General features: G+C 60.9%; 17 protein-coding genes. 9 read left to right on the top strand and 8 right to left on the bottom strand.

Annotated elements, in window-relative coordinates; all coding sequences use genetic code 11:
• Positions 1-31: 31 nt before the first annotated feature.
• Positions 32-1,603 (bottom strand): L-aspartate oxidase, encoded by a 1,572-nt coding sequence (gene nadB / locus HDF10_RS03655; RefSeq protein ID WP_183810545.1) that lies wholly within the window; start codon positions 1,601-1,603, stop codon positions 32-34.
• A gap of 151 nt (positions 1,604-1,754) precedes the next feature.
• On the opposite strand from nadB, the gene aroB reads away from it, so the two are divergent.
• The 8 genes from aroB (at position 1,755) to HDF10_RS03615 (ending at position 11,379) form a co-directional block, all read left to right on the top strand.
• The gene (gene aroB, locus HDF10_RS03650) at positions 1,755-2,885 is read left to right on the top strand and encodes a 3-dehydroquinate synthase (protein WP_183810543.1); all 1,131 of its coding nucleotides are present in this window, start codon (positions 1,755-1,757) and stop codon (positions 2,883-2,885) included.
• On the top strand, positions 2,882-3,277 hold the full coding sequence (locus HDF10_RS03645) for a hypothetical protein (protein ID WP_183810541.1): 396 nt from the start codon (positions 2,882-2,884) through the stop codon (positions 3,275-3,277). The genes aroB and HDF10_RS03645 overlap by 4 nt, the downstream gene beginning before the upstream one ends.
• Positions 3,278-3,304: 27 nt before the next feature.
• On the top strand, positions 3,305-4,078 hold the full coding sequence (gene ubiE / locus HDF10_RS03640; RefSeq protein ID WP_183810539.1) for a bifunctional demethylmenaquinone methyltransferase/2-methoxy-6-polyprenyl-1,4-benzoquinol methylase UbiE: 774 nt from the start codon (positions 3,305-3,307) through the stop codon (positions 4,076-4,078).
• Between the two features lie 100 nt (positions 4,079-4,178).
• Positions 4,179-5,558, top strand: a complete 1,380-nt coding sequence (locus HDF10_RS03635) for an MFS transporter (protein WP_183810537.1) — start codon at positions 4,179-4,181, stop codon at positions 5,556-5,558.
• Positions 5,558-7,012, top strand: a complete 1,455-nt coding sequence (locus HDF10_RS03630) for a cation diffusion facilitator family transporter (protein WP_183810535.1) — start codon at positions 5,558-5,560, stop codon at positions 7,010-7,012. The genes HDF10_RS03635 and HDF10_RS03630 overlap by 1 nt, the downstream gene beginning before the upstream one ends.
• 474 nt (positions 7,013-7,486) lie before the next feature.
• The gene (locus HDF10_RS03625; protein ID WP_183810533.1) at positions 7,487-7,855 is read left to right on the top strand and encodes a hypothetical protein; all 369 of its coding nucleotides are present in this window, start codon (positions 7,487-7,489) and stop codon (positions 7,853-7,855) included.
• A gap of 109 nt (positions 7,856-7,964) precedes the next feature.
• Complete coding sequence (locus HDF10_RS03620) at positions 7,965-10,301, top strand: TonB-dependent receptor (RefSeq protein WP_183810531.1); 2,337 nt, start codon at positions 7,965-7,967, stop codon at positions 10,299-10,301.
• A gap of 223 nt (positions 10,302-10,524) precedes the next feature.
• On the top strand, positions 10,525-11,379 hold the full coding sequence (locus tag HDF10_RS03615) for a PASTA domain-containing protein (RefSeq protein WP_183810528.1): 855 nt from the start codon (positions 10,525-10,527) through the stop codon (positions 11,377-11,379).
• A gap of 154 nt (positions 11,380-11,533) precedes the next feature.
• On the opposite strand, the gene HDF10_RS03610 is transcribed toward HDF10_RS03615, so the two are convergent.
• The 5 genes from HDF10_RS03610 to aroC all read right to left on the bottom strand — a co-directional run bounded on the left by HDF10_RS03610 (position 11,534) and on the right by aroC (position 16,475).
• Complete coding sequence (locus HDF10_RS03610) at positions 11,534-12,103, bottom strand: hypothetical protein (RefSeq protein WP_183810526.1); 570 nt, start codon at positions 12,101-12,103, stop codon at positions 11,534-11,536.
• A gap of 124 nt (positions 12,104-12,227) precedes the next feature.
• Complete coding sequence (locus HDF10_RS03605; protein ID WP_260177584.1) at positions 12,228-13,604, bottom strand: transcription antitermination factor NusB; 1,377 nt, start codon at positions 13,602-13,604, stop codon at positions 12,228-12,230.
• The gene (gene fmt, locus HDF10_RS03600) at positions 13,589-14,521 is read right to left on the bottom strand and encodes a methionyl-tRNA formyltransferase (RefSeq protein ID WP_183810524.1); all 933 of its coding nucleotides are present in this window, start codon (positions 14,519-14,521) and stop codon (positions 13,589-13,591) included. The genes HDF10_RS03605 and fmt overlap by 16 nt, the downstream gene beginning before the upstream one ends.
• Before the next feature lie 229 nt (positions 14,522-14,750).
• Positions 14,751-15,290, bottom strand: coding sequence for a peptide deformylase (gene def, locus HDF10_RS03595; RefSeq protein WP_311732650.1), 540 nt, complete (start codon positions 15,288-15,290; stop codon positions 14,751-14,753).
• The gene (gene aroC, locus HDF10_RS03590) at positions 15,291-16,475 is read right to left on the bottom strand and encodes a chorismate synthase (RefSeq protein ID WP_183810522.1); all 1,185 of its coding nucleotides are present in this window, start codon (positions 16,473-16,475) and stop codon (positions 15,291-15,293) included. It abuts the gene before it with no gap.
• Positions 16,476-16,723: 248 nt separating this feature from the next.
• On the opposite strand from aroC, the gene HDF10_RS03585 reads away from it, so the two are divergent.
• Positions 16,724-17,197 (top strand): hypothetical protein, encoded by a 474-nt coding sequence (locus tag HDF10_RS03585; protein WP_183810520.1) that lies wholly within the window; start codon positions 16,724-16,726, stop codon positions 17,195-17,197.
• A 218-nt stretch (positions 17,198-17,415) separates the two neighbouring features.
• Here HDF10_RS03585 and HDF10_RS03580 read toward each other — a convergent pair whose 3' ends face one another.
• Together HDF10_RS03580 and HDF10_RS03575 are read right to left on the bottom strand one after the other, a co-directional pair.
• Positions 17,416-18,066, bottom strand: coding sequence for a hypothetical protein (locus HDF10_RS03580; protein ID WP_183810518.1), 651 nt, complete (start codon positions 18,064-18,066; stop codon positions 17,416-17,418).
• Positions 18,067-18,403: 337 nt separating this feature from the next.
• The gene (locus HDF10_RS03575; protein WP_183810516.1) at positions 18,404-19,384 is read right to left on the bottom strand and encodes a 3'-5' exoribonuclease YhaM family protein; all 981 of its coding nucleotides are present in this window, start codon (positions 19,382-19,384) and stop codon (positions 18,404-18,406) included.
• Between the last annotated feature and the right edge of the window lie 31 nt (positions 19,385-19,415).

Genomic DNA, 19,415 nt, shown 5'->3' with positions numbered 1-19,415 from the left:
CCCAATCTGTCCCCAAACAACCAGCCCCCTCTCAAGCAACAAACTCAAGCCTCCCCTCCTGCATCACCGAGTGCTTCGCCACCTCATCCCGCAGCGGAAAGTCATTCCGAAAATGTGCTCCCCGGCTCTCCTCGCGCCCCAGCGCCGACGCCACAATCAGCTCCGCCACCACATGCAGATTCATCGCCTCCACCGCCCGCCGGGTCAGCCCCTTCGGCATAGCCGCCCCCAGCGCACCCAGCCCACGCTTAGCCTGCTCCAAACCATCCTTATCCCGCAGCAGCCCGGCGTACTTCCACATCAAATCGCGCAGCTCCTTAATCCATCTCTCCGTCGCAGCCTCCGGCGTCACGCCGCTCCCACTAGAAGCCACCACCGAAGCACTAGCATCAAGCTCGCTCAACGACGTCTCCGCAACCATCGTCTCCGCGGCCAGCGCCCCAAACACCAGCCCCTCCAGCAGCGAGTTACTAGCCAGCCGATTCGCTCCATGTACCCCCGTGCACGCCGCCTCCCCCGCCGCATACAACCCCGGCAACGAAGTCCTTCCCTGCACATCCGTCTTCACCCCACCCATCAGATAATGCGCCGCCGGCCGCACCGGAATCAGATCCCTCCCCAACTCCAGCCGATACTTCGCCAGAAACTTCGAGATCCCCGGAAACCGCATCTGCAGGTCCGTAGCACTCGGACTCAAAGCCACATGCCGCATATCCAGATACACCGGCCCATCCATCCCCTCACGCGTAATCGCCCGCGCCACCACATCCCGCGGAGCCAGCTCCAGCAGCGGATGATACCGCTCCATAAACCGCTCCCCCTTCGCATTCATCAGATAAGCGCCCTCGCCCCGCAGCGCCTCACTCAGCAAAAATCGCGGAGCCCCCGCCTCACTGAACGCCGTCGGATGAAACTGATAGAACTCCATATCGCTCACCGCCGCCCCCGCCCGGTAAGCCATCGCAATCCCATCCCCCGTAGCCACCGCAGGATTCGTCGTATCGCTATAAACCTGCCCCGCCCCGCCGCTGGCCAGCAGCACAGCCCCAGCCCGAACCACCCTCAGCCCACCCTCTCCATCCAGCAGCATAGCCCCCACCACGCGCCCACCCTCCACCAGCAGATCCACACTGGTAGCCCACTCCATCAACTCGATCACTGGAATCTCCCGCACATGCCGCAGCAGAGACACCGCAATCTCCTTCCCCGTCGCATCTCCATTCGCATGCAGTATCCGCGACAGGCTATGCGCCCCCTCACGCGTCCGCATCAACTCGCCCTCGTGCTTGCCCTTCGGATAGCGATCGAACGCCGTCCCCCACTCCAACAGCTCCTCCACCCGCCTCGGCCCCTGGGTCACCAGCACCGCCGCGGCCTCACGATTCACCAGCCCATCTCCAGCCGCCATCGTGTCTTCCAGATGCAGTGCGACATCCTCTTCGCCGCCCATCGCCACCGCGATCCCGCCCTGCGCGTAAGCGGTATTCGACTCCGCAAGCTCTTCCTTGGTCACTACCAGTACTGCGCCCGTCTCCGCCAACCGAATCGCCGCACTCAACCCTGCAATCCCAGCCCCTATTACCAAAAAATCGAACCGTTCCATCTCTCAATGCTACCGGAACGATCATCATCGCGACCAACGGGAGCGCCAACCAAAGGGGTATACAAGTCACGAAGTGACCGCCCTCCGCGCAGGCGGCCCTTCTGGCAGGACAAAGCCCTTCAAAGAATAGATACGATACGATGAAGAAACCGTGCCCGTAATCCCCATCAACACGCCTTCCGCAACCTACAACGTCACCATAGCCCCAAACCTCCTCCCCACCCTCCACCCGCGCCTCAGCAAACTGAACCCCGGCAAACCCTTCCGCCCCTTCATCATCACCTCGCCCAACATCTGGGCCCTCTGGTCCAAGCCCTTCCTCGCCAGCTTCAAAGAACCCCCAACCGTCCTCTTCCACCCCGCAGGCGAGCGCCACAAGCGCATGGCCAGCGTCGAATCCCTCGCCCAGCAACTCTCCACCGCAGGAGCCGACCGCGACGCCCTCCTCCTCGCCTTCGGTGGCGGCGTCATCGGCGACATCACCGGCTTCCTCGCCGCCATCTACATGCGCGGCATCCGCTACGTCCAAATCCCCACCACGCTCCTCGCGCAGGTAGACTCCTCCATCGGCGGCAAGACCGGAGTCAACCTCGCCGCAGGCAAAAACCTCATCGGCAGCTTCCACCACCCACAAGCCGTCTTCGCCGACACCGACCTCCTCCGCACCCTCCCCCCCGCCGAACTCCGCGCCGGCCTGCAAGAATCTATCAAAGCCGGAGTCATCTACGACGCCAGACTCTTCCGCTACATGGAACAAAACGCCGAAGCCATCCTGAACACAAGTGACGCCACAAAACGAAACGCCGACACCAAAGCCCTGGCTAAAGTAGTAGCCGCCTCCGTCCGAGTCAAAGCCGCAGTAGTCAGCCAGGACGAAAAAGAGTCCGGCCTCCGCATGATCCTCAACTTCGGCCACACCATCGGCCACGCCATCGAAGCCGCCACCAACTACAAGCAGCTCCTCCACGGCGAAGCCGTAGCCTGGGGCAGCATCGCCGCCATCAGCGTAGCCGTAGCTCGCAACACGGTCAGCGAAAAAGATGCCAACCGCATCGTAAATCTGATCCTCCGCTACGGCCCACTCCCCACATTCAAAGCCACTGCCGAAAAACTTGTGGCCCTAACCAGCCGCGACAAGAAAAACCGCAGCGGCATCCGCTCCTTCGTCCTACCCACAGCCATAGGCAAAGTAGAAATAGTCCGCAACGTAACCGAACCCGAACTCCTCGCCGCCACCAACGCCATGCTCACCCTAATGCGCCGAACGCCTAGTCGCCGATGAAAAAAGTACTCAAGCAACGTTTGAAAGACGTAGCTCTCTACGTGGCAATCTGCATGGTGATCATAGGAATAGTCATAGCCATGTTTGCAAATGGTATGAGTTGGGATTTTTTTGTTAAACGAATTGGCTTTGGAATTTCCACTGCGCTCTTGTTTGGATACTTCCTTCAAGGTTCTCGTACTTTATTGAGAAAAAAATCATTTTGGTTCTTATTCACCTTTTTGTTTACAGTGCATTGCGCAATATGGGTAGCGGTTATTGCTCATGTTGAGCATTGGAAATTTATTTGGTTTTACCCAGTTCTTATTGAACTTGCCGGATTCCAGCTTTTCAGAAACAAGTTCTTCGGAATAGGGAGAGTCGGAGCTCAAGGTCGTCACAGTCAACAGTGAAGTTCGAAGAGTCTGAATAGTAGATCCATGAGCACTCCAATCAAACCCGAACACGAACGCTCCACCGGAGCCCGCCCCGCCGGCATCACCACCGAGCAAGCCGCCGCCACCTCCGTCCAGCAGATGTTCGACACCATCGCCCCCGCCTACGACCGCGCCAACCACCTCCTCTCTGCCGGCATCGACCGCTCCTGGTGGACCCGCACCGCACGTCTCTTCCGCCCCATCCTCCAGCACCCCGAAGCCGTCACCCTCGACCTCTGCTGCGGCACCGGCGACATGACCATGGCCCTCCTCAAACACCGCCCCACCACCCCGGGAGCCGCGCCAATCCTCGCCGTGGACTTCTCCCACCAGATGCTCGCGCTCGGTATCAAGAAATTCGGCGCGCACAACGTAACCCCCATCGAAGCCGACGCGCTCCACCTCCCCATAGCCGACGCCTCCGTCGACCTCGTCACCTCCGCCTTCGGCTTCCGCAACCTCGCCAACTACCACGAAGGCCTCACCGAGATCCTTCGCGTCCTCCGCCCCGGCGGCCAGCTCGGCATCCTCGAGTGCAACCAGCCCGAAGGACTCACCGGCGCCCTCTACAACATCTACTTCAAGTCCATCCTGCCCCGTCTCGGCGGCCTCATCACCGGCAACGCCCCCGCCTACAGCTACCTCAACGCCTCAGTCGAGCGCTTCCCTCGCCCACCCCGCATGCTCCAACTCCTCAAAGCCGCAGGCTTCACCGACGCCACATGGACCAGCTACACCTTCGGCGTCGTCGGCCTCTACCACGCCACCAAACCCTGACCGCCGCCGCGCACCCCACGCCTCTCCGCCCCTGCAGTGATATCGTTCCCTCAGCTTCAACGATCCACTGCAACTCCTTGCTCCCAGAGGTGGCATTCAGATGGCCGCGCCCTCAACCCCGGTCCTCGATGACTCGACCGCAGCCAGCGCAGCTATCGGCGCATCTGCCATGCGCAAAGCTACCCAACGCCTCATCCCCCTCATAGCCCTCGGCTACGGCGCAGCCTACATGGACCGCATCAACATCAGCTTCGCCGCCCTCCAGATGAACCGCGACCTCCACTTCAGCGCCACCGTCTATGGCTTCGGCGCCGGCCTCTTCTTCCTCAGCTACGCCGCCTGCGAGATTCCCTCAAACCTCCTCCTCTACCGCTTCGGAGCGCGTCGCTGGCTCTCCCGCATCATGGTCACCTGGGGAATCCTTGCCATGGCCATGCTCTTCGTCCGCACCCCCTGGCAGTTCTACACCGCGCGCTTCTTCCTCGGTGTCGCCGAAGCGGGTTTCTTCCCCGGCATCATCTTCTATCTCACGCAGTGGTTCCCGCAGGAGCTGCGCGCCCGCGCCATCAGCAGCTTCTACATCTCCCTGCCGCTCAGCTCCGTCTTCATGGGCCTCATCGCCGGCGCACTCCTCAACCTCGACGGCTACCTTGGCCTCCGCGGCTGGCAATGGCTCTTCCTCGTAGAAGGCATCCCTCCCATCCTGCTAGGCATAGCCTTCCTCTACCTGCTTCCCGACGGTCCTCAGCAGGCCCAGTGGCTCACCGAAGACGAGCGCGCATGGATCATCCACCACGTCCACAACGATCCCTCACTAACCGGCCAGCGCAGCCACAATCTCAGCGCCGCCCTTCTCGATCCACGCGTCTGGCAGCTTGGCCTCTTCATGTTGCTAATGCTCGGCTCCTCCTACGCCTACACCTTTGTCGCTCCAGACGTCATCCAGCGAGCAACCCACCTCAGCACGTCAAAGGTCGGCTACCTCATCGCAACCCTCAGTCTCCTCGGCGCAGCCGCCATGCTCCTCAACGGCATCTACTCCGACCGCGTCCAGCGCCGAACGCCACACAGCAACTATCCCCGCTACATGCACATCATCCCCTGGGCCTTCCTCATCTCCGTCGGCTTCTTCGCCTGCGGTCTCTCCACCAATCCCATCAACGTAGTCATCTCCATCGGCACAGTCATCATCGCCTACAACGCGATGCAGGGCCCTCTCTGGTCTCTCCCCGGAAGCTTCTTTCAAGGACGAACCGCAGCCGCCGGCATCGCCACCCTCAACATGATCGGCATGATCGGCGGCTTCCTCGGCCCCTACTTCGTCGGCTTCGCCAAAGATCTCACCGGCGACTATCAACGCGGCCTCCTCCTCATGAGTATCCCCATGCTCCTCGGCGCCCTCATCATGCTCTATCTCCGCGCCGAAACACGCCGCCGAAGCGCAGCACTCAACACACAAAACCCTGTACCATCTTCCTGATGAGCACTACGGCCCAGCCCGAACAAGCCGCGACCCCACACAGCGCCAAACGTTCCGCCGCGCTCTTCTCCGTGCTCGCCGCCTTCGCCGTCACCCTCCTCAAGCTCCTCACCGGCCTTCTCACCGGCTCTCTCGGCATGCTCTCCGAGGCAGCCCACTCCGGCATCGACCTCATCGCCGCCGCCATCACCCTCTTCTCCGTCCAGGTCTCCGACCGCCCCGCCGACGCCGACCACACCTACGGCCACGGCAAGATCGAAAGCCTCTCCGCCGCCATCGAGTCCGTTCTCATGCTCGGCTCCTGCGTCTGGATCCTCACCGAAGCCGTCCGCCGCATCGCCCACCGCCAGCACCTCGTCCTCAACCTCTCCATCTGGCCCTTCCTCGTCCTCCTTCTCTCCATCACCGTCGACTACACCCGCTCCGGCAAGCTCCAAAAAATCGCAGACGAAACCAAGAGCGAAGCTCTCGAAGCCGACGCCATCCACTTCCGCACCGACATCTGGTCTTCCATCGCGGTCCTCCTCGGTCTCGCCGCAAGCTACATAGGCGAGCGCTTCCAAATTCCCGCGCTTGAACTAGCCGACCCCATCGCCGCCATCCTCGTCGCCGCAATCATCCTCCACGTCACCTGGAACCTCGCCCGCCGCACCATCGACGCCCTCACCGACGCCACCCCCATCGAAACCCGCTCCCAGACCCGCGACATGACCCGCGACATCGCCGCCATCGACGGCGTCCTCTCCGTCGACCGCATCCGCACCCGCCGCGCCGGCCCCAACTACTTCGCCGACCTCACCCTCGGCCTCCCCCGCAATCTCACCTTCCAGCGCTCCGAGCAGATCACCATGGCCGCCACCGCCGCCGTTCGCCGCCATCTCCCCGGCGCCGACGTCGTCGTCCACTCCATCCCCACCGCCTCCCTCGCCGAAAGCCTTCACGACCGCATCCGCGCCGTAGCCGCCCGCTCAAACCTCGCCATCCACGACGTAACCGTACAGGAGTACAACCACGAGCTCCACGTCGAGCAGCACCTCGAAGTCGACGAGAAGATGTCCCTCAGCGCCGCTCACGCCCTCGTCACCCAGCTCGAGTCCGACATCCGCCGCGAGATCCCCGAGATCTCCACCATCCTCACCCACATCGAAAGCGAGCCAGCCACCATCGAGCGTCCCGCCTCCCTCGAGCGAGACCGCCAGCTTGAAGTCCGCCTCCGCCGCTGCGCCCAGGCCTTCCCCGAGATCCTCGACATCCACGAGGTCTTCGTCACCCGCGCCCACAACACAGGAGTCGACCGCATCCAGGTCAACTGCCACTGCACCCTGCCCGACGACCTCCCCATGTCGAAGGTCCACGAGATCATCACCGCCCTCGAGAACGCCTTCAAACTAGACTGCCCCGAAGTCTCCCGCCTCCTCATCCACCCCGAGCCCGCTACCGACAACCGCCGCTAGGCCCGTAGCCCATCGTCTCACCTCGATCTCGCTCTTGCGGTTGTCTGCTCTTTGTCATCTCGTAGGGGATCTGCTTTTGCTTTAGCTGTTGCCCTTATCTACAGTTGCTCTTTGATCCGACCAATCAAAACTTCGTCATCTCGACCGAAGCAACAGACAGTCCCATCGTCTGTTGCGCAGTGGAGAGACCCCCGCATTTCGCCTTTGTCCTTCTCGACCGGCCACTAACCAGAGGGTGCCCCATCCATCGCAGTCTCATCGCGATGGGTGGGAAGAATACCGCTTTCCAGCCAGCATTTTGCATCTTGTCATCTTTGAAATCGACCCCACCTGCTCATCAGCTTGTCATCCTGACCCTGAGCGAAGTCGAAGGGGAAGTATCCCGTATTCCCCTTTGCCTTTGTCTCCGAACTGTCACCATCGCACTCAACCCTCGATGACATCCCACCAACAAACCTCCGCTACAATGAAACCGTGCGACGCCTCATCGCCATCACGTTGCTTCTCCTGTTCAGCTCACCGCTGATCTCGCCGCTACTGGCCCTCACCGCCAGCAGCCAGGCGAATCTCCCGGCCTGCTGCAGACGGAACGGCGCGCATCACTGCATGGGAAACATGCAGCAACCAGACGGCATCAACGTCTCGACGATCCCGCAGAAGTGCCCGTCCTACCCAGCCGCCGTCACTCAGATCCAGCACGGAGATCTCGCCTGCAACGCTGCATCCCTCCTCTTCGTCGGGATCGTCAGCCACCCCTCCCTCAAGACCCAGACCGAAGCCCGCGCCCGCGTGGCCCTCGATCGCTCCCGCCAGAAGCGCGGCCCTCCCTCCTTCACCCTCTAAGCGACCCGACCAGCAGCCGACACAACCTCCCGCAGTAAACGGGAGCACTGCCGTCCGTTCCGCAGCTCCAACTCCGTCAACGTCTCTGACGAGGGAAGTCCGAAGCCCCATGCGCAAGCTCGCTCTACTTTGTCTCCTGGCACTCTTCAGCGCCATCACCGCCCGAGCCACCATCTTCAGCCAGCTCCACGGCGTCGTCCACGACCCCCAGCACCGCCCCATCGCCAACGCCCGCATCGAACTCCACGCCGCCAACTCCGCCTTCACCAGATCCACCACCACCGCGCAGGACGGCTCGTTCACCATCCCCTCTCTCCCCCTAGGCGACTACACCATCACCATCTCCCAACCAGGCTTCGACACCGCAAAACAATCCCTCACGCTAGCCTCCGACACAGCACCCATCCTCCACATCGAGCTCCACCTCGGCACCATCGAGCAAACCACCTCCGTCACAACCGACCTCAACACCGCCAACGTCAACACCGTCACCCCCACCACCCTCATCAGCCGTCAGGACATCGCCCAAACCCCCGGTGCCGACCGAACCAACAGCATGGCCATGATCACCGACTACGTCCCCGGCGCCTACATCACCCACGACATGCTCCACATGCGCGGCGGCCATCAAGTCTCCTGGCTCCTCGACGGCGTCCAAATCCCCAACACCAACATCGCCTCCAACCTCGGCGCCCAGATCGACCCCAAGGACATCGACTACATCGAAATCCAACGCGGCAGCTACACCTCCGACGTAGGCGACCGCACCTACGGCGTCTTCAACGTCGTCCCCCGCACCGGCTTCGAGCGCAACCGCCAGGCCGAGCTCATCCTTAGCGCAGGCAGCTTCCTCCAGACCAACGACCAGCTCAACTTCGGCGACCACACCGAAAAGTTCGCCTACTACGCCAGCCTCACCGGCAACCGCAGCGACTACGGCCTCTCCCCACCCACCGGAGTCGTCATCCACGACGCCGCCAACGGCTACGGTGGCTTCGCCTCCCTCCTCTACAACCGCACTCCCAAAGACCAGCTCCGCCTCATCACCCAGCTTCGCGCCGACTACTTCCAGATCCCCTACGACCCCGACCCCGACAGCCCCGGCAACCAGCAGTTTCAATCCAGCGGCCTTCGCGACGGCCAGCATGAGCTCGACGGCACCGCAGCCTTCTCCTGGCTGCACACCTTCAACCCCGCGACAGTCCTGCAAGTCTCGCCTTTCTTCCACTACAACCGCGCCGACTACGAATCCAACCCCAACGACATCCCCGTAGCCACCACCTCCGACCGCAGCTCCACCTACGCCGGAGCACAGGCCAACATCACCACCGAAGTCTTTCCCACTAAGCCCGCCCGCAACACCCTCCAGGCCGGCTTCTACTCCTTCGGCCAGCACGACAACTACCTCTTCGGCGCAATCTTCAACGACGGCAGCGGCACCGCTCCGTTCCGCACCCCAGACTCAGCCTCAGGCGGAGTCATCGAAGCCTACCTCTCCGACAACTACAAACCCACCACCTGGCTCACCCTCATCGCCGGCCTTCGCCAAACCCACTTCCAGGCCGAGTTCACCGAGAACGTCACCGCCCCGCGCTTCGGCGTCGCCCTCCGCATTCCCAAACTCAACTGGGTCTTCCGCGGCTTCTACGGTCGCTTCTACCAGCCCCCACCTCTACTCACCTTCGGCTGCACCGCCGCCGCCATCGCCGCCGGCACCTGCAACCTGCAAAACTTCGCCCTCAGCTCCGGCACCAGCTTCGCTCCACTCCACGGCGAGCGCGACGAAGAGCATCAGTTCGGCGTTCAAATCCCCCTCCGCGGCTGGCTCCTCGACGCCGACACCTTCAAGACCCGCATCAACAACTTCCTCGACCACTCCAACATCGGCGACTCCAGCATCTACTTCCCCGTCACCGTCGACGGCGCTCTCGTCCGCGCCTGGGAGCTAAGCCTCCGCAGCCCACGCCTCGGTCACATCGGCCAGTTCCACCTCGCCTACTCCAACCAGATCGCCGAGCAGCGTGGAGCCATCACCGGCGGCCTCATCTGCTCTCCGCCCACCTCAGCCGAGTGCGATGTCGACCCCGCCTACACCCCCGTTGATCACGACCAGCGCAACACACTCAACGCAGGCTTCAACGCTACTCTTCCGTGGCGCACCACCGCCTCGACCAACCTCTACTACGGCTCCGGCTTCGTCAACGGCGGCTTCAATCCCGACGGTCCGCCAGCCGATCCCCGCTACCCCAACCCCTACCTCCCCGAGCACACCACCTTCGACCTCTCCATCGGCAAAACCTTTACCGAAAAACTAACCGCCTCCATCACTGCAACCAACGTAGCCAACCGCCGCGTCCTGCTCGACAACAGCCTCACCTTCGGCGGCTTCCACTACAACGACCCCCGCGAGATCTTCGCCGAACTCCGCTACCGCTTCAAATACTGAGAAGATATGTCCTGCCGGACGAGCTCCCTGCGCGGGAGGCGGTCACTTCGTGACGTGTATACCGGTCATGCCGCCATCATCAACCAAGCTCCTCCCGCTGGTCGGCCCGAGCATCGCGAGGACCCAAGCCGCTCATCCCCCCAAGACAAGGTATACCCACCAGGAAGTGGGCGCACCGCGCGTAGCGGGCCCGTCCGGCAGGACAGATATACTCAGAAAAAACATGACGCCCCTACTCCCCAGAAAAGTCAGCCGAAGCATCAACCGCTTCTTCAACATCGTTCTGGGCGCCCTCGCGATGCTCACCGTAGCGCTCGTCTCCGCCTTCATCACCATGCGCCTCGCCATCCACGGCCACGAAGTCAAAGTCCCCGACCTCACCAGCCTCACCCTCTCCGAAGCCAGCAAGAAAACCAGCTCCCTCGGCCTCGTCCTCAGCCTCGAAAACCGCTTCTACTCCCCCAACACCCCACCCGGCCGCGTCCTCGCCCAATCCCCCGCCCCCGGCCTCACAGTCCGTCGCGAGTGGCCCGTCCGCGTCACCGAAAGCCTCGGCGCCCAGCAAGTCGCCATCCCCGACCTCCTCGGCCAAACCGAGCGCACCGCCACCATCAACATCCGCCGCCTCGGCCTCGAACTCGGTGCCGTCTCCCACATCGCCGCCCCCGGCGAACCCGGAGTCGTCATCGCCCAAACCCCCACCCCCAACGCCATCGGCGTCGACCGCCCCCGCGTCAGCCTCCTCCTCAGCGACCCCGAAACCGCAACCTCCGCCGAAGCCTTCGTCATGCCCTCCCTCGCCGGCCTCACCCTCGCCGCCGCCGCAGCAAGAGCAGCATCCGCCGGCCTCCACATCGCCAGCGCCGAAGACCTGAACCTCAACTCAACCTCACCAGAAGCAGCCGCACCCACGCCGCAATCCCAACCCACACAATCCCCACCCAACACCACCGCCCCAGCCTTCACCGAGCCCATCGCCCACACCGTCTCCTCCATCGGCACCGTCATCGCGCAAACCCCACCCGCCGGCCACCGCGTAGTCAAAGGAGACCCAGTCCACATCACCCTCACCGACTAATCCCTGTCGCCTGTTATTAAAGATCCCAACCAGCCCTAGCCATCGGGTGCCCCATCGCAGTCTCATCGCGATGGATGGAAATGTATCCCGAGCGCCACATCCCCTTTCTCGACGAATTCCCCCGTTTGAGACAACCTGCAAATCGAACGAGGAGTTACTGCTTCAACTTTTCCCACCAAGTCAATGGTCGGACGAACAGAATCACTTGTCCAGGCCTCAACGAGGCCGTGACTTTACCACATGTGTTTGGCGAAACATAGCCCTGCTGAAGTATCTGCTTCGTCAAGAAGTGTTCTGACATCAGCCATGAGGAATGCGATCCTCCCGAGCCACACAATACATAAGGAGCATTGATTCGAAAAGATTCGTCATAGTTCACGACGGGATTGTCCACAACGACAGACCCGCGATCCCCTGAATGGTTTGGAATGTTTATTTCTTCTGTATTGGGCGTTAGTTTTACGAGAGCAACACCGTTCCCATCAGTTGGTATCGCGATTGCCTCTTTGCGCTCCGCCCCTACCCATACATTCACATAGGAGGCACTCCCTACCATGGGGCGTCCATTGCGCCCATCCACCAACTTGATCTCGACCGTCTGCGCAGAGAGAGCTGCCCCACAAAAAATTAGTAGAAGCAACACTGGAAATTTGACAATGCCGAAGCAGAGCGGCGAATGGTTCGGATAAGTTGCCATCTGTGTCTCGCCGTATTCAATTGGCATGGTGGATATCCTCCGGCCTTGGTCATATTCAGCAGCCAATGGGACCATAGCAAAGATGTAGGTCCACCTGTTAAGGGATAGTAGCTGGGAGATATTCCTGCCGTTGAGCTGGAAACATTCAAATTCAACGTACCTGCTCCAGGATCACCGCATAAAACCCATCGCCCCCATGCACTCCAGGCAGCGTCCTAAGAGCACCATCCCGTACCGCCGAACTCATCGCCTCGACCAACACACCGTTCTCAGCAAGCTCAGCCATCACCCCGTCCACAGGCACCCGTACCACTCCGCCACCTCCAATAACCGCATTCACCACCCCCTCACACTCCTCTGCCTCCAGCGAACAAGTCGAATAAACTAACCTTCCCCCCGGAGCCAGCCGCTTCAGCGCACCCGTCAAAATAGCCCTCTGCCTCTCCGCCTGCCGCGCAAACTCCTCCACCTTCAACCGATGCCGAATCTCAGGATTTCCCGCCATCGTCCCAGTCCCCGAGCAAGGCACATCGCAAAGAATCAGATCAAACTCCCCAGCAACTCCCTTAGCATCCGCTGCATCCGCAACCGAAAACCCAACCCGCTCCGCATACGCATACCGCCGCAGCCTCGTCTCGGTATGAGCCAGCCGCTTCGCACTCACATCGCTCGCCACGATCTCAGACCCGCCCTCCGCCCCACCCAACCGCTTCGCCAACACCAGCGTCTTCCCACCCGGAGCAGCACAGCAATCCCAAACTCTCTGCGCCCCCGGCACAGCCGCCGCGGCAATCTCCGCCACCAGCCGCGACCCATCATCCATCACCGGCCAATCCCCACCCCGCTCCACAAACATCCCACCCTCAACCGGCTCCTGCTGATCCGCCTCACAGATCTTCAACGCCACATCGCGCCCATAAGCAGCCACCCATCGCTCCACCAGCCATCGCGGATGCCCCAGCCTCTCCGCAAACGCTGCCACCGACTCATGAATCCGCACTCCCGGCTTCTGAGCCGCCGCCAACTTCCGCAGCACCGCGTTCACCATCCCGGCAGCATGTGGCTCCCCCGCCGCGCGACACAGTTCCACGCTCTCACTCAAAGCCGCGTGCGCCGGAATCCTCTCCAGATGCAGCAACTGAAACGCCCCCATCCTCAGCGCAATCGCCACCGGCTCCGCCAGCCTCTGCTCCGGCCTCTGCAACAACCCGCGCACCCGCGCATCCAGCGCAATCTGCCACCGCAACACACCCATCACCAGCGCCGTCGTCAGATTCCGATCCTCAGGCGACAAACCATCCACCCGCGCCGAATGCAACAACTCATCGCTATGACCCTTGTTCTCCCCCACAAGCTTCAAAATCTCAAACGCAGCCAGCCGCGCCGGCGTTATCTTCGCAACCGCAGCCTCCACCGAAGCCGTAGGCCCAGCCGACACCGGCCTCTTCCGCGCCACCTCACGCCGAGCCGCCGCGTCTCCTCCCTGATCCCTGAGCCCTGAGCCCTGCCTCTTCATATCCCCAACCATTCACCACTCTTCACCTGATACCCATGCAAAAACTCCGCCGCACTCATTCGCTTCTTCCCTTCCATCTGCACCTCCAGCAACTCCGCCACCGTCCCACCCGCGCACCCAACCAGCATCTGTTCCCCATCCACCAGCAACTCCCCTACAGCGACCGAACGCGCTCCGCCAATCCTCATCTTCGACACGATCAGTTTCTTCCCCCGCAGCGTAGTATGCGCCCCCGGCCACGGCTGAAACCCTCTCCACCTGTCATAGATCTCCTTCGCCGAGCGAGAAAAATCCACCAGCCCATCCTCCCGCCTCAAAATCGGAGCCAGCGTAGCCAGCGAGTGGTTCTGCACCTCGGGACAGATCGTTCCCGCCTCCAGCCTCTTCAGCGTCTCCACCATCAACTCCGCGCCCAACGGAGCGAGACACCCATACACATCCATCGCCGTCTCCTCCAACCCCACCGGGCACACCGCCGCAAGCAGCATATCGCCCGTATCGAGCCCCGCATCCAGCCGCATCGTCGTAACGCCCGTCACCAACTCACCGCAAGCCACCGCCCACTGAATCGGAGCAGCACCTCGGTATTTAGGAAGTAACGACCCATGCAGATTGATGTTCCCAAACCGCGGCAGCTCTAACATCCACTGCGGAATAATCCGCCCATACGCGACCACCAGAATCGCATCCGGCTTGATCTCCTCCAGCCGCCCGCGCAACTCCAGATTGTTCTTGATCTTCTCCGGCTGCACCACCGGCAAACCGTGTGCCACCGCCGCCTGCTTCACGGGAGGCACATGCACCTCCAAGCCGCGCCCCGCCGCACGATCCGGCTGCGTCACCACCAGCGCAATCTCATGCCCCGCTGCAATCACCGCCTCGAGCGTAGATACTGCGAACTCCGGAGTGCCACAAAAAACTAATTTCATTTTGATAATCCTCTGTCCTGCCGGACGGGCTCCCTGCGCGGGAGGCGGTCACTTCGTGACGCGTATACCTTGTTGTGGCAAGTCCATTAACCAGGTTCCGAGCGATGCTCGGCAACAAAATCTTACGCCGACCAACGGGAGGCCCAACAACTCGCGCCCCGCCACGAAAAGGTATACGCCCCACGAAGTGGGCGCCCTCCGCGCAGGAGGCCCATCCGGCAGGACACAATCACCACTCACCGTTCTTAATCAACTTCTTTATCTTCCGGATCACCAGATCGCGCTTCAACCGGCTCAGCCGATCAATAAACAACACCCCATCCAAATGATCAATCTCATGCTGCATCGCCCGCGCCAGCAACTCCGTCCCTTCAATCTCAAACCACTTGCCCGTCACATCCTGCGCCTTCACCTTCACCCACTCCGCGCGCGAAACCTTCTCGCGAATCTCCGGCAAACTCAGGCACCCCTCCTCCTCCACCTGCTTTCCCGTGCGCTCCACAATCTCCGGATTGATCAGCACAATCTTTTCCTCCGGATTCTTCTTGAAGCTCACATCGATCACCGTAATCCGCTGCGAGATCGCAATCTGCGGCGCCGCCAGCCCAATCCCCTGCGCTGCATACATGCTCTCGAACATCTCCTCAGTCAGCTTCTTCAGCTTCGCGTCAAACACCGTCACCGCCGCACCCGGCTTCGCCAGCACCGGATCAGGCCACTTCACCACCTCATGAATCTTCGTCTTCTTCTCGCTCACTTTTCCAGTCACTCAATACGCTCGAATCTGCTCACAATAGCCATTGAAATTTCGCTGCATCTCACGCAGCGAGTCACCACCAAACTTCTCCACCACCAGCCGCGCCACCGTCAGCGCAACCATCGCCTCCGCCGCAACTCCCGCCGCAGGCACCACACAAACATCACTCCGCTCATACGCAGCCTTCACCGGCTCACGCGTCTCAAAACTCACCGAACCCAACGGCCTTCTCAACGTCGAAATCGGCTTCAAATATCCCCGCACCACCACATCCTCGCCATTCGAGATCCCGCCCTCAATCCCTCCCGCATTATTCTGCTCCCGCGAAAACTTCGTAAACCCGCGCCCCTCCTCCGGAGCACCCTCATACCCAATCGCATCATGCACCGCCGACCCCACCGACTCCGCCGCCGTCACACCCCGTCCCAGCTCCACCGCCTTCACCGCCTGCAGACTCATCACCGCCTGCGCCAGCAGCCCATCCATCCGCTCATCCCAGTTCGCATGCGTCCCCACACCCGGAGGCAACCCATGCACCACGACCTCAAACACCCCACCCACCGTATCCCCCGTCCGCAGCACCGCATCCACCTCAGCCTTCATCGCGGCCTCGGCCTCAGCATCCACGCAGTTCAGCAAAACCTCCTCCTTCAACTGCAACGCCGCAATCTCCTCCCACGTCGCCGCCCGCCCCAGCTCCGCCTTCCCCACGCGAATCACATGGCTCGCAACCTCCACACCCAAAGCCCGCAGCAGCAACTTCGCAATCGCACCCGCCGCCACCCTCGCCGCACTCTCCCTCGCACTCGCCCGCTCCAGCACATACCGCGCATCCGGAAAGTCATACTTCAAACTCCCAGCCAGATCCGCATGCCCAGGCCGCGGCGAAGCAACAGCCTTATGCTTCGTCGCATCACCAGTCTCTACAGGCAGAATTTCAGTCCAGTTCTTCCAATCGTTATTCGCCAACACCATCGCAATCGGCGACCCGATCGTCTTCCCATGCCTTACCCCGCTCAGAATATGCGCCGTATCTTTTTCAATCCGCATCCTCCCACCGCGTCCATATCCCTTCTGCCGCCGCCACAGCTCACGATCCACAAACTCCTGATCCACGGCCACACCCGCCGGCATCCCGCTCACCGTTGCCACCAGGCTCTCCCCGTGGCTCTCTCCCGCCGTAGAAAATCGCAACATCCCGTATCAATCCCTTCGAAGACAACGCCGCAAACCTAAATTGTAACAACCGAACCGACCCTCCTCAGCATGCGATCCGCACCCTCTCCGCGCAAACCTCAAGCCGGTCGCCTCATCACGGGAGCCCCACAGACTTATCGCCCTGCGATGAATCCGCCAGACACAATCTCACATCCACTACGAATCCATACCGCAAAACAACCTGCGTCGCTGCTGAAGAATCAAACTGAAGTGATTCAGGAGAAGATATGTCCCTCAGCAAGTCGTTCGCCCTCTCTGCTCTCGCCGTCGCTTTGGTGAGCAGCGTCTCCGTAGCCCCCGCTCAGGTCTCCATCAGCATCGGAGCAGCTCCCTACTGCCCCTACGGATACTTTGACTACTCCCCTTATCCCTGCGCTCCCTATGGCTACTACGGACCCGACTGGTTCAACGGTGGAGTCTTCATCGGCGCCGGCCCCTGGTACCACGGCCGAGGTAACTTCTACGGCCACGTCGACAACCGCTATGACCCGCGTCACGGCTACGCTGGACCAATGCCAGAGCGAAACGAGCAGGCCTTCAACCACTTTCACGGTAACGAAGCCCGCGACCCACAAGGCCACGTCGGCAACGCCGGCCACGAGCCAACCAACGAACACAGCGCCGGATATCAGGGCGGTGGTCACCCCGGCGGCGGCAGCAGCCATGGCGGAGGAGAACACAGCGGCGGCGGTCACCGCTAAAGAGCCAGGCATCGCAAAAGCCCAGCTTCTCAAAGACTGGCCCCTCGAACTCAACGGCGTCCCACTCCACAAGGGTGGGACGCTTTTTTGCATCCCCTGCATTGTGGCGAAGTGTCATCAACGAATCCTACAGAGTGTTCCTCGCTCGCAATTTGCTATGGCGCTGGTCCTCCGCGGCCTGTTGGCACTAGACCCGAACCGTCCATCCTCACATAGCGTCAGGCCTCAGACTTGGCCGGAGTTCTGAGCATGATGATGCTGGCTATGATGATCCACAAGAGGACGAGGACGGGAGCCGTTGCCGTCGTACCCCATCCAACCGCGCTGTAAAACTGAGCCGCGTCGTAACCGAAGAACATGGCTGGCACAAATGCGAGATTGATTAAAGCAATGAGGAAGGCCAACCAGGCAACCCACGCTGACATAAGCCGGCCCCGCAATATCGCGAACCCCGAGGCGGACAGAAACAGGGTGGTCATGAGCCGGCCATTGGCTCCCCAGAGGAGGAATTGACCCGGAGCGAGGACGCCATCCACAGTCGCGTCGATCGGAACTTTAGACACAATGGCCGTTCCAGCCTCCATGGATTGGGCCACCATGCTGAACGTCAGCCACATCAGCCCGGAGACGAGAGCGAGGGTAGCGGCCCACTCCAGTTGTGGCCTTCCTTGGCAAATAACCAGCCGAAATCCGACTAGAAAAACAACGAGAATCGTACTGCCGACGATACCCACCAGAACGCGCGTGAGGATGTTCCACTGCGGAGGAGCACCGGTGTACATGAAATAGAGCGGAATCTCTGTCAGCGAAATGAGAGTCGCAACCAAGCCGAAAATGGCCGTGTGGCGTCTTAAGCTTGACTCAGTCATGCAACCTCCTCAAGTGGAACAACACGGACACTACGTGGACAAGAAGCAGGATGTTCCATGGGAATTGGGCGAACCAGACGGCTGGAGAACAACCTGTGGGGCAATCATCGCGCACATAGATCAATGGGTTGCAACGCGCAAAAAATAAACTTCAAAACTATGGCGTATTTTTATCGGACGAAAAAGTGACGGCGAAACACCACGTTCTCACCAGCAATCCACCACAACCACACCACGATTTACCACCATCAAAACACCCTAAAACCGCAAAACCCCCAGCAAAAACACCACTCCACCACGCCAATATTTTTTCCCGCCGCAAACCAAAAAAAAACCACTACTCGTCCTTCAAATACCCCTGGGTATTCAGCAGCGGCCGATCCATACTTCTCACCCAATCGGTCACCTCGCCGCTGCTCTTCCCACTCGCCACCGCAGCCGCAAACTCATTCCGCATCGCCTGCATTTTCGCCTCAAGATCATCCAAAGCACTCAAAAGAATAGCCTCCGGCGTCATCGGCAGCTTCGGCGAACCAAACTCATACTTCCCGTGATGGCTCAGAATCATATGCTCCACCAGCACCCGCAGCTTCTCCGGAAACGGCGCCAGCTGCTGCACCTTCTCCCGCAACATCCCCTGCGCAATGCTGATATGCCCGATCATCTGGCCCTCCAGCGTATAGCTGAAGCTGGACGCCCACGAAAGCTCGCGAATCTTCCCGATATCATGCAAAATCGCGCCCGTAACCAACAGATCCGCATCCACCTCCGGATAAAACGGAGCCGTCCCCAGACACACCCGCACCAGCGTCAACACATGCTCCAGCAACCCCCCAAGCCACGCATGATGCAGCCGCTTCGCCGCAGGAGCCGCCTTGAACGCAGGCCCAATCTGCTCATCATCAAGAAACGCAAACACCAGCCGCCGCAGCTCCGCGTTCCTGAAAGCAGAGACATATCCGCGCAACTCCCCCCACATTTGCTCCACATCGAACTTCGTCGAAGGCTGAAAGTCCTTCGGATCGATCTCCGACTCCGCCGCCAACCGCAGCTTCTTCAACGTGATTTGAAACTTCCCCTGATACTTGGAGATATCCCCCTGCACCTTCACATAGCAACCTTCGTCACAGGTCGCAATCGCCTCCGCCACGTCATCCCACATACGTGCTTCAAGCGAGCCCGTCTTATCACTCACCGTCAACGCCAGGTATTGTCCACCCTGCTTCTTGTCCCTCACCTGCATCGACGTCAAAACAAAATAAGTCGTCACTGTCGCGTTATCAAATCGCGCCGCATCTTCAACAAAAAAGTCTTTCATCTCAACCAGAATACCCCGCACCACCTGCATC

Origin of the sequence: Tunturiibacter empetritectus (assembly GCF_014201375.1) — a bacterium.
Lineage (GTDB): Bacteria > Acidobacteriota > Terriglobia > Terriglobales > Acidobacteriaceae > Edaphobacter > Edaphobacter lichenicola_D.
This window is presented reverse-complemented; position numbering and strand designations above follow the sequence as displayed.

What these genes read in the sequence shown, in the direction of transcription:
- nadB (WP_183810545.1), bottom strand. Translation starts at nt 1,603, where the DNA reads ATGGAACGGTTCGATTTTTTGGTAATAGGGGCTGGGATTGCAGGGTTG.
- HDF10_RS03645 (WP_183810541.1), top strand. Translation starts at nt 2,882, where the DNA reads ATGAAAAAAGTACTCAAGCAACGTTTGAAAGACGTAGCTCTCTACGTG.
- ubiE (WP_183810539.1), top strand. Translation starts at nt 3,305, where the DNA reads ATGAGCACTCCAATCAAACCCGAACACGAACGCTCCACCGGAGCCCGC.
- HDF10_RS03635 (WP_183810537.1), top strand. Translation starts at nt 4,179, where the DNA reads ATGGCCGCGCCCTCAACCCCGGTCCTCGATGACTCGACCGCAGCCAGC.
- HDF10_RS03630 (WP_183810535.1), top strand. Translation starts at nt 5,558, where the DNA reads ATGAGCACTACGGCCCAGCCCGAACAAGCCGCGACCCCACACAGCGCC.
- HDF10_RS03620 (WP_183810531.1), top strand. Translation starts at nt 7,965, where the DNA reads ATGCGCAAGCTCGCTCTACTTTGTCTCCTGGCACTCTTCAGCGCCATC.
- HDF10_RS03615 (WP_183810528.1), top strand. Translation starts at nt 10,525, where the DNA reads ATGACGCCCCTACTCCCCAGAAAAGTCAGCCGAAGCATCAACCGCTTC.
- HDF10_RS03610 (WP_183810526.1), bottom strand. Translation starts at nt 12,103, where the DNA reads ATGCCAATTGAATACGGCGAGACACAGATGGCAACTTATCCGAACCAT.
- HDF10_RS03605 (WP_260177584.1), bottom strand. Translation starts at nt 13,604, where the DNA reads ATGGTTGGGGATATGAAGAGGCAGGGCTCAGGGCTCAGGGATCAGGGA.
- fmt (WP_183810524.1), bottom strand. Translation starts at nt 14,521, where the DNA reads ATGAAATTAGTTTTTTGTGGCACTCCGGAGTTCGCAGTATCTACGCTC.
- aroC (WP_183810522.1), bottom strand. Translation starts at nt 16,475, where the DNA reads ATGTTGCGATTTTCTACGGCGGGAGAGAGCCACGGGGAGAGCCTGGTG.
- HDF10_RS03585 (WP_183810520.1), top strand. Translation starts at nt 16,724, where the DNA reads ATGTCCCTCAGCAAGTCGTTCGCCCTCTCTGCTCTCGCCGTCGCTTTG.
- HDF10_RS03580 (WP_183810518.1), bottom strand. Translation starts at nt 18,066, where the DNA reads ATGACTGAGTCAAGCTTAAGACGCCACACGGCCATTTTCGGCTTGGTT.
- HDF10_RS03575 (WP_183810516.1), bottom strand. Translation starts at nt 19,384, where the DNA reads ATGAAAGACTTTTTTGTTGAAGATGCGGCGCGATTTGATAACGCGACA.